This is a genomic window from Polaromonas naphthalenivorans CJ2 (assembly GCF_000015505.1).
In the GTDB taxonomy this organism is placed as follows: domain Bacteria; phylum Pseudomonadota; class Gammaproteobacteria; order Burkholderiales; family Burkholderiaceae_C; genus Polaromonas; species Polaromonas naphthalenivorans.
This window is the reverse complement of sequence record NC_008764.1, coordinates 1-6,459: the sequence shown is the minus strand read 5'-3', so window position 1 is coordinate 6,459 and position 6,459 is coordinate 1. Positions and strand designations below refer to the sequence as shown.

Here is a 6,459-nt window from a genome sequence, read left to right as displayed (position 1 = left end):
CGAAAAACGGGGTTCATCCATGATCTATCCAAGATCATCCACATGCGCAGCACAGCCAGCGCGCTTTTAGCGCTCGACTGGCCTTGCCAAACACCAAAATTCGGGCTCCAGGCTTCGCCTCTGCCGCTTCGCGTCATTCACCGGGCGGTAGGGAGGAAGAGGTGGCGGGCGGGTGCATTGCATAGGCCGGTTGTTGCCTATTTTTTAAGCAAATTAACGAAAATCACCTAGTCTGAAAGAATTCTATCCAACTAGCGGATGAAATATTATCTAAAAAACAACAGATAAAATTCTATCCAATTATTGGATGATTTTACATCATATTAAATGGTGTTTAATTATCCAGCTATTTTTGGATAAAATACTATCCGATTATTGGATAAAAATCAATCCAAAATTGTAACATTTGTCATTTATAGACAAATAGATTTTTATCCAACTATTGGATAGTTTTCTATTGTTTCACGTGAAACAAAACTATCCGACTATAGATAAAAATATATCCGACTATAGGATAGAAAAACAACGCACTATATAGGATAAAAATTTATCCAACTATTGGATAAATTTTATCAGACGTCGGATAAAATATCATCATTTACATTTGGATGCAAATCTATCCGATAGTTGGATAAAATTCTAGCGGTTATAGTCGGATAATTTCCTATTGTTTCACGTGAAACAATTTTATCCAATAGTCGGATAAAGCATAATCCAATAGTTGGATACTATAACATCCAATTATTGGATAGAAAAATACAATGACAACATTAACTATTTTATCCAACTACATGATAGAATATAGGCATATCAACAATTTTAGGAGTATCCAATGTATATCCGCGAACAAGGCAAAAAAGTCCAGCTTCTCCGATCACCGTATGACCCGGAAAAGAAACGCTGCGTCCAGAAGCTGGCTCATTCATTTCCAAGATCGTATTCCTATAGCTCTACCGAATTGGATACATATTTATCCGCTGAGCAGATAGCAGACCTATCCGATGATGAGAAAAAGGAGCTGACTGAGTGGCTAACCGTAAGGTCGGATAAAAATCTAGCAGAGTCGCGCAAGAGCAGCATTACCATGACGCCCTACTATGCAGACCAGTTGGCGGATAATATTTCATCCGATGTCGTGGACTTGTCAGAAAAACAAGCCGACAAAATCTGGGATGCTATGGACAAGCTGGCCAAGGCGATGCGCAAAGCAGGCTACAAAAAGCCAGCAGTCAAAGCGGCACCAGGAGCCCAGGCCGGGAGCGCAGATCAGCCATCCTTGACCCTTTGAAGGATCCCCGAAAACCTCCTCCTCCCTACCGCCCGGTGAATCGACCGTAGGGAGAGAGGCGAAGCCTGGAGCCCGAATTCTGGCACCGGATGGAAATACCTGTTACCATGTTTTTCAACTCAACAATATCGCCAAAATTTGATACCTTTAGCAAGCCTACCCGTATACAAAACCGCCAAGCGGTTTTTGTATACGGGGCTTGCTGGGGTTGCACCCCAGACCCTGCTAAGTCCTCATCCGCTAAGCGGATGAAAAATTAACAGCCAATACAATACAAAATGCCAAAATACCCAGCCAGAGAACCGCTCGTACTACTGCCTTGCCGGTTGCCCGCAAGTCTGGTAGCGCGCTTCGCTGAGCGTGCGAGAGAGCAGGGCGTCACCCTGTCGGATGTGCTCCGCGCACATCTGACAGTGGACGAGGCCAAGCCTTTGGGCAAGGCAGTACCAAGAAAAAGGGCGGGCTTGGCGAAGGTTTCAGGAGCAGATCCCAAGCTGCTGCGGCAGCTTGTCGGGATGGGAAACAACCTAAATCAAATCGCAAAATTGGCCAATATTGCCAGCAAAACGGCGCAACCGATGGCCATGGTTGAGCTTTTGATCACGCTCAAAGGCATTGAGAAAAGCTTAGAAAAGCTTAGTGAAAGCTGACCATGCACATCAAATTTTTGCCCCATGGCACAGGCGTTGGACAAGATGCCATTGATTATTTGCTCGGTGAAGAAGATCACAAGGGCGAGATTCGCGCCAGCGTGGAAGTCTGGCGCGGCAATCCGCAACTGACTGGAAAATTGATCGACAGCCTTAAAACTGTTCACCGCTACACGTCTGGGGTAATTAATTTTTCTCCTGAAGATGCGCCAACGGATGAAGAAATTGGCATTGTGCTGGATGAATTTGAACGCACTGCATTCTCCGGACTTGAAAGAGATCAATACGATTTTTGCGCCGTTGTGCACCGCGAAAGCAATGGCGGGATTCACATCCATACGATTATTCCTAGAGTCGAACTCACCACCGGCAAAGCCATGAACATCGCGCCGCCAGGTTGGGAGTACACCTTTGACCCGCTGCGGGACGCTTTCAATCATGAAAAAGGGTGGGCGCGGCCTGACGATCCGAGCCGTGCGAGGCTTGTTCAGCAGGGAAAAGCCAAGCCCGAATGGAAGTCTGGAGCGGATAAAAAAATAGTTGTGACGGACTATTTGACAAAACTTGTCGCCAATAACGTTGTCACCGACCGTCAGGGTGTGCTTAAAGCATTAGGTGAACTTGGTGAAATTACACGCACCACTGACAAGTCCGTATCAATAAAGCTCGAAGGAACCAATAAGGCGATAAAACTACAAGGACTTTTGTATGCCAGTGATTTCAGCCCAAGAACTATCAGAAAAGTTGCAGAAGAAGCTGCAAGCAGACCAGCAGGCCGTGGACGACCTGACGAAGCAGCAGCTAGAGCAGCACGCCAAGAGCTTGAAAACGCTGTCCAGCGACGCGCTGGCTACAACCGCGAGCGCTATCCAGCACCACGGCCAAGAACTGACCTCTCTGCACCAAGCGACGCTGCAGCGGCTCCGCTGGATGCTGCTTTGGCCGATCCTGGCCAGCGCCTGCCTGGCGTTGTTGATGATGGCCAGCGCCAGCCTGTGGAGCTGGTGGACGGTCAGCCAGGCACAACAGAAAGTGATGAGTTACGAGCTGACCCTGCAACGGCTGACGGATCAGTTTTGCAAGAGTCCAGCAGGGCAGAGGCAGTGCAAATAAGCGAGCCAGTGAGTGAACAAGTCAAGATAAAAAAGGCAGCGTATGGAACAGTTTTTGAGCCCGGTTTTAAGCAGTTTGCAGAGCGGCCAAGTGTCGAACCCGCCGCCGGAATCGGCGGCTTGCCGGACGTGTCCAGCCTCCTTGTGGCTACGCAATGGCCTGGAGCTTCGAAATTTTTGTCGGGTGCTGCACGTCATAACTTGGTCAGACACGGAGGACCTGGCGCCGGATCAGTGCGATGGGAGAGAGGAAGCGATCGCCCAACTGAAGGCGAAGGAGGAACGATAAATGACAGAGCTAGAAAGATTGCTGACGAAGCAATTGACCAGGCTAAGCGAGCAGCACGCGCAACAGCTGGAGCGCTTGGCCGGTGTGCAGACGCAGCAGGCCGAGCAATTGACGCAATTGGCAGAGCGTGTAGAAAAGCTGACGCAGCTGCTCCAGTCATAAAGGCCAACATGGACGCAGAACTAGACCGCTTTAAATCGGATATTTCTTTATCCGACTACGCGCAAGCCGAGTTCGGTTATGAGCTGGTGAAAAAAGAGAGCAGCGCCAGCTCCAAGGTGCTGAAGGTGGGCGGCGACAAAATTATTGTTACGCGCCAAAAGGATGGCCACGATGTGTATTTCAGCACTGGCGACGCCAGCGACTGCGGCTCGATCGTGGACTTTTTGCAAAACCGCAAAAGGGTCAACTTAGGCGAGGTGCGGAAGGAATTGAGGCAGTGGCTGCCTAGCTCCAAGAAGCCTTCAGTCAAGCGGCCCCAGAGGCCGCCAGAGAGGGCTGTGGCGACTTCAAAGGATCGGACTGAGGTACTGCGCCAGTGGGCCACGATGAAGCCTTACAGCGCGTCCTATCTGACGGACGAGCGCCGCCTCGATCCGCAAATCATTGAGGCGTTCGGCGTTCGCCAGGACAGCCATGGGAACGCCTGCATTGCTCATCGCGATGCAAGTGGGGTGCTGGGCTGGGAATCCAAAAATAAAGGCTTCACGGGCTTTGCAGCGGGCGGCACGCGCAATGTGAGCTTTACCAGGCTGAACGATGGGCCAATCACCAGGCTGGTGTTGACCGAAGCGGCGATCGATGCCATGAGCTTCGCGCAGCTCAGGCACGAGCCAGGCACGGCGTACATGAGCACAGGTGGGACGCAGCTGAGCCAGGCGCAGCGCGAGCAGATCGCGCAGATCATGGGCAAGTACGCTGTCCCTGTTGTGCTGGCAATGGACAAGGATGAGGCCGGCGAAAAGATGGCCCGAGAAATCGCTGCAATGGCCCCTGAGAGCGTTCAAACCCTCAGGGAGGTCCCTGAGGGTGCCAAAGACTGGAACGAAGCGCTACAAGCCAAACAACGGGCAATGCCCAAACCATAAGGAGGAACCGATGATTACTGATGCTCAAATTCTTGAATTTGTCGAGGCATTCGCTGGAGAAGAGTCAACGCTTTTGACCCCCATGCCCGAGTGGTGGAAAGACCTGAGCGCTGAACAACAGGATCAGGTGATGGAACGCGCTGGACGGGTTACAGCGGGAAGACTGCAAGCGGCCATCGATCGCTGCAACGACAAAGAATAGGGGTGTCCCGCGGCTTGTGGCGAGCCGCGGGACTGCCATAACTCAACCAAATTTCAACTGTAAAGAGAGAGAGCGAGTCATGACGATTGATATTCTGCACGCATTCGAACATCAGCCACCACCGCTGGATTTTGTCCTTCCCGGCCTGCTGGCCGGTACCGTGGGTTCGCTGGTTTCGCCTGGTGGAGCGGGCAAGTCCATGCTTGCGATGGAATTGGCGATTCTGGTGACCTGCGGCCAAGACATCGCGGGCATTACTGACGGGAAAAAATATCCTTGTGGTGACGTTGCATTTCTCGCTGCGGAGGATCCCGCAGTTGCGATACAGCAGCGCCTGTACGCTCTTGGCAAGCAAATCCCCGATCCAGACATCCGCATGCACGTGGCCGAGCGGCTGGCCATTGAGCCATTGCTTGGCAAGCAGCCCGACATTGCAAACCCTGAGTGGGCGGCGTACATCAAGGCCATGGCAGAGGGCAAGCGCCTGATGTTTCTCGACACGCTTAGGCGCTTTCACTCGAAAGAAGAAAACGACTCGGGGCAGATGGCCGAGGTGCTGGGGCGCATGGAGGCGATTACAGCCGCCACAGGCTGCGCAATTGTTTTTCTGCACCACTCATCCAAAGCGGCCGCGATGAACGGCCAGGGGGACCAGCAACAGGCTTCACGCGGCAGCTCGGTACTCGTGGACAACATCAGGTGGCAGATGTTTTTGGCCGGGATGAACGCCGCCGAGGCCAAAAAATTTGGGGTGGATGAAGAGCTGAAGGGTTACTGGGTCAGGGACGGCGTGAGCAAGCAGAATTACGGTCCGCCCTACGGCGAGCGGTGGCTTCGCCGGGGGGAGGGCGGGGTGCTGGTGCAGGGCAAACTCGAAGCCAAACCCCCAGCAAAAAAAGGCGGGCGCAATGAAGCCTAAACAAAATCTTGACCATATCCGGCACGAGCCAGGGCACGTACTGGCGCCTGGACTGTTTCGCAGCCTCAAAAAAGGTGATTACAAACGGTTGAAGCTCGATATTGCCTATGAATTCGGCAAGGGTGAGCGGCTTGAGTTCAAGGGGGCTGAACCCCTTGGAGTGCCCGAACTGCGCATTTTGCAAGGACTGATTGGCATGGCTGGACCCAATGGCCTACTGCTGACGCCAGAGCCGAAAACCGAATCCGGCCAGCAATTGCGTTTGCTACTGGAAACCAAATTTGACGCGATCGAGACAAACGCATTGGTGGTTAAAGGGTCTTACCGGGCGCTGGCCAAGACCATTGGCTACGCAGATATTGAAAACACCAAAAACATTCAGGAATCAATCGAACGTCTTTGGGGGGTATCTGTCATCGCACGAAAGGGCGGAAAACACATGGGGTTTCGCTTGCTTTCTGAATACGCGTCCGACGACGCGGACGGCCGGTTGTATGTTGCACTGAATCCTGTGCTGGCCAGGGCGATCTTGGGCGAGGCCCAGCATTGCAGGATCAGCCTGGACGAGGTAAGGGCCTTAAAGACCGATCCAGCGCGATTGATGCATCAAAGACTCTGCGGCTGGATCGACATAGGAAAGTCCGGCAAGACGACGATTGAGACGCTTTGCGGGTACATCTGGCTCGATGAAGCCACCCCAGAAGCCATGAAAAAGCGCAAACAAGCAGTGAGGCGCGCACTGAAAGAGATGGAGGCTCTGGGCTGGAAAGTGACGGAATATATCAATGGGAAATTCGAGATTACACGACCAGAAATCGGATAATTATTTATCCGCCAACCCCTGTTTATCGTTCCCCAACCCCCTGTTTATCGTTCCCCAACCCCCTGTTTATCGTTCCCGCCTTCAAGAG

Annotated in this window: 6 protein-coding genes; all 6 read left to right on the top strand. The window is 52.1% G+C overall.

Going from position 1 to position 6,459, the window contains the following annotated elements; all coding sequences use genetic code 11:
* The first annotated feature begins 832 nt into the window (after positions 1–832).
* The 6 genes from PNAP_RS24805 to repC all read left to right on the top strand — a co-directional run bounded on the left by PNAP_RS24805 (position 833) and on the right by repC (position 6,371).
* Positions 833–1,288 (top strand): hypothetical protein, encoded by a 456-nt coding sequence (locus tag PNAP_RS24805; protein WP_011798622.1) that lies wholly within the window; start codon positions 833–835, stop codon positions 1,286–1,288.
* 326 nt (positions 1,289–1,614) lie between these two features.
* Complete coding sequence (locus PNAP_RS26650) at positions 1,615–1,938, top strand: MobC family plasmid mobilization relaxosome protein (protein WP_232290881.1); 324 nt, start codon at positions 1,615–1,617, stop codon at positions 1,936–1,938.
* Between the two features lie 2 nt (positions 1,939–1,940).
* Positions 1,941–4,427: a toprim domain-containing protein gene (locus PNAP_RS26645; protein WP_011798620.1), complete on the top strand. Its 2,487-nt coding sequence runs from the start codon at positions 1,941–1,943 to the stop codon at positions 4,425–4,427.
* 10 nt (positions 4,428–4,437) lie between these two features.
* Complete coding sequence (locus PNAP_RS24785) at positions 4,438–4,629, top strand: hypothetical protein (RefSeq protein WP_041377848.1); 192 nt, start codon at positions 4,438–4,440, stop codon at positions 4,627–4,629.
* Positions 4,630–4,666: 37 nt separating this feature from the next.
* Positions 4,667–5,548 carry a helicase RepA family protein gene (locus PNAP_RS27505; protein WP_269667388.1) on the top strand — a complete coding sequence of 294 codons (882 nt, stop codon included), beginning with the start codon at positions 4,667–4,669 and terminating at the stop codon, positions 5,546–5,548.
* A complete protein-coding gene (repC, locus tag PNAP_RS27500; protein ID WP_011798618.1) occupies positions 5,538–6,371 on the top strand; it encodes a replication protein C, IncQ-type in 834 nt (277 codons plus the stop codon). The genes PNAP_RS27505 and repC overlap by 11 nt, the downstream gene beginning before the upstream one ends.
* Positions 6,372–6,459 lie beyond the last annotated feature (88 nt).

Excerpts from the sequence above, each read along its gene's own strand:
- PNAP_RS24805 (WP_011798622.1), top strand. The coding sequence starts at position 833 with ATGTATATCCGCGAACAAGGCAAAAAAGTCCAGCTTCTCCGATCACCG.
- PNAP_RS26645 (WP_011798620.1), top strand. The coding sequence starts at position 1,941 with ATGCACATCAAATTTTTGCCCCATGGCACAGGCGTTGGACAAGATGCC.
- PNAP_RS24785 (WP_041377848.1), top strand. The coding sequence starts at position 4,438 with ATGATTACTGATGCTCAAATTCTTGAATTTGTCGAGGCATTCGCTGGA.
- repC (WP_011798618.1), top strand. The coding sequence starts at position 5,538 with ATGAAGCCTAAACAAAATCTTGACCATATCCGGCACGAGCCAGGGCAC.